The 2,227-nt window shown below is 60.1% G+C and carries 4 protein-coding genes; 2 read left to right on the forward strand and 2 right to left on the reverse strand.

What is annotated here, in order from left to right:
- Positions 1-47 precede the first annotated feature (47 nt).
- Positions 48-968: a caspase family protein gene (locus EN925_RS32720; protein WP_245487396.1), complete on the forward strand. Its 921-nt coding sequence runs from the start codon at positions 48-50 to the stop codon at positions 966-968.
- Between the two features lie 44 nt (positions 969-1,012).
- On the opposite strand, the gene EN925_RS32725 is transcribed toward EN925_RS32720, so the two are convergent.
- Entirely contained in the window at positions 1,013-1,648 is a 636-nt protein-coding gene (locus EN925_RS32725) for an ATP-dependent DNA ligase (protein WP_348630380.1), read from the reverse strand.
- On the opposite strand from EN925_RS32725, the gene EN925_RS41720 reads away from it, so the two are divergent.
- Positions 1,572-1,733, forward strand: coding sequence for a hypothetical protein (locus EN925_RS41720; protein WP_348630378.1), 162 nt, complete (start codon positions 1,572-1,574; stop codon positions 1,731-1,733). The genes EN925_RS32725 and EN925_RS41720 overlap by 77 nt on opposite strands.
- Here the strand turns inward: EN925_RS41720 and EN925_RS41725 are convergent.
- Complete coding sequence (locus EN925_RS41725) at positions 1,718-2,125, reverse strand: hypothetical protein (protein WP_348630379.1); 408 nt, start codon at positions 2,123-2,125, stop codon at positions 1,718-1,720. The genes EN925_RS41720 and EN925_RS41725 overlap by 16 nt on opposite strands.
- Positions 2,126-2,227: the final 102 nt, after the last annotated feature.

A 2,227-nucleotide genomic window follows, 5' to 3' on the forward strand; every position in this document is an offset into this window, starting at 1 on the left:
CCTGCCGCAACAATCCGCTGGGCAGCGGCGCCAACATCTCCAACGGTCTGGCGCAGGTCGAGGTCGGCGAAAACACGTTTGTCGCCTTCGCCACCCAGCCCGGGAACGTCACCGTCGACGGGACAGACGAAAACAGCCCGTTCACCACTGCGCTTCTAAAAAACGTCGAAATTCCTGGCTTGAGCATTTCCGACATGATGATCCGCGTCCGCAACGAGACCGAGGCGCTCACCGTCGGCCGCCAGGTGCCGTGGGATCAGTCGAACCTGCGTGAACAATTCTATTTCACCGAACAGCAGATGCTCGATCCGGCGCAGTTGAGCGCGAGCCTGTCGCGCATCCTGTCCGATCCAGACGCCAAGAAGAAGCTGCAGATAGAGCTCGCCTCCAACGACCTGCAGACCGCCGTGCTCATCGTCGGACAGACGCTGCGGTCCGTCGAGATTCCGGCACCGTCAGGCGGTTCAGCGGAGCCGGTCGGCACTCGGGTCGCCAATCTGTCTTCAACCGAAAGCGTTGCAGTCGCTCGCCAGAGCGTCGTCTCCGGCCTCGAAACTCTCATTGTCGGCGCCTCGGCGGGCGAAGCGGAAAAGGACAAGGCAGGCGATCTTGCGCGCAGCATTCAGACCGAACTTCGTCGCCTGGGGTGCTACCGGATGCAAGTTGATGGCGATTGGGGCACAGGCTCCATCCGTGCCCTCACCGACTACTACAAAAACACCAAACAGATCGCACCCACGACCGAGCCGACCGTCGGATTGCTCGGCGATCTCTTTTTGCGTTCCGGCAGAATCTGCAAGCAGCCGGTCATCGTCAAGGCCAAGCCGGCTAAAGTCGCGTCGGACAACGGCCCTTCGCAAACCGGCCCCAGCCGCAAGGCGGCGAAACGCGCGCAGGCCGTCCCGCAACGCCCCATAGCCCCCCCACCAGACATTAGTGGGGGGATAGGCATCGGTGGTGTGTTTTAGGACGTGGGCTGTCAGGCGGGCCTACTTCATTGGCGTTCGTAACATCACGATTTCGCCTCACGGATCGCCTGCAAAGTCGCATGGCGTAGCTTGTCCTCGCGCTTAAGGGTCTTCACTCGTCCGACAAGGCCAGGTTTGATCCATTCGGCGTCTGGCTTGTCGGCTCCCTTCGGTGGCGTGCCTTTCCCCTCCTGCACCTTGGCCCACAGGCGTTCTCGCATGGCTTTGTTCAGGGCGATGTGAGCCGATCCGACATAGCGGCGTTCCGCATCGCGGGTCGCCATCAAAGCGAGTGGTGCCGATCCCGGTTTTAGCTGCACGCCTGCAACCTCAAAGTCGACTTCCTCGTAGCATTTGGTTTTCAGCCACGCTTCGGTGTCGCCTGACCGATAAACGCTGTCAGGCCGCTTCGACACCATGCCCTCCAGGCCCATGCGATCAACCGCGGCGTAGAAGTCGGCCCCGCCGCCATGCACATGGTGACTGTACTGGATCACGCCCTTGGCAGGCCCGACGAGTTCGAGCAGCTTTTCCCGACGTTCCAGCAGAGGTGCTGGGCGCAAGTTGACCCCGTCCAGGTGCAACAGATCGAAGGCGACGAAGATGATCCGATCCGGCGCCCATCGCATTGCGGACCGCAGCGAATGGAAATCCGACACGCCCTTCCCATTGAGGACGATTGCCTCGCCGTCGATGATTGCCGACTTGGGTGAAAGGGTTGCCGCCGCCTCGACAATCGTCTTGTACGTCTATGACCAGTCGTAGCCCCTTCGCGTGATCGCTCGGGCCGTGCCGTTCTCGATTATGATTTGCGTCCGATAGCCATCGTACTTGATTCCGTGAATCCAGTTGTCCCCTGTCGGCGGCACCTCGACAAGCGTGGGAAACATTGGACGGATGAACTTCAAACGCATGAACTGCCTCGCAAGACTGCGATTCAATATAGCGTGCGCTAAAATGGTTCCGGACCATTTTAGACGAATTGAATGTTTGATAGCCATGGCGAGGCCATCCGACTTGGACCACCCATTCCCGGCAAGGAGCACGGCGGCGAGCCAGCCGACGAGGACGACAATTTCTATACCTGCCCGATTTGCGGTCAGCAGGTCGACATGCGCGACTTGCGGCAGGTGATTTGGCACGAGCAGCCAAAGCAAGCCGCTCCTGTTGCTGGGAGATTAGCCGCGCCAGCACATCGGCAGCAGCACCCCTCTCAAAATTGGCGGAACATAATTTAGACCCGTCAGTTGGGAGAACTC

Source organism: Mesorhizobium sp. M7A.F.Ca.US.006.04.2.1 (assembly GCF_004022915.1).
Classification (GTDB): Bacteria; Pseudomonadota; Alphaproteobacteria; order Rhizobiales; family Rhizobiaceae; genus Mesorhizobium; species Mesorhizobium ciceri.

What these genes read in the sequence shown, in the direction of transcription:
- EN925_RS41720 (WP_348630378.1), top strand. Translation starts at nt 1,572, where the DNA reads ATGATCCGATCCGGCGCCCATCGCATTGCGGACCGCAGCGAATGGAAA.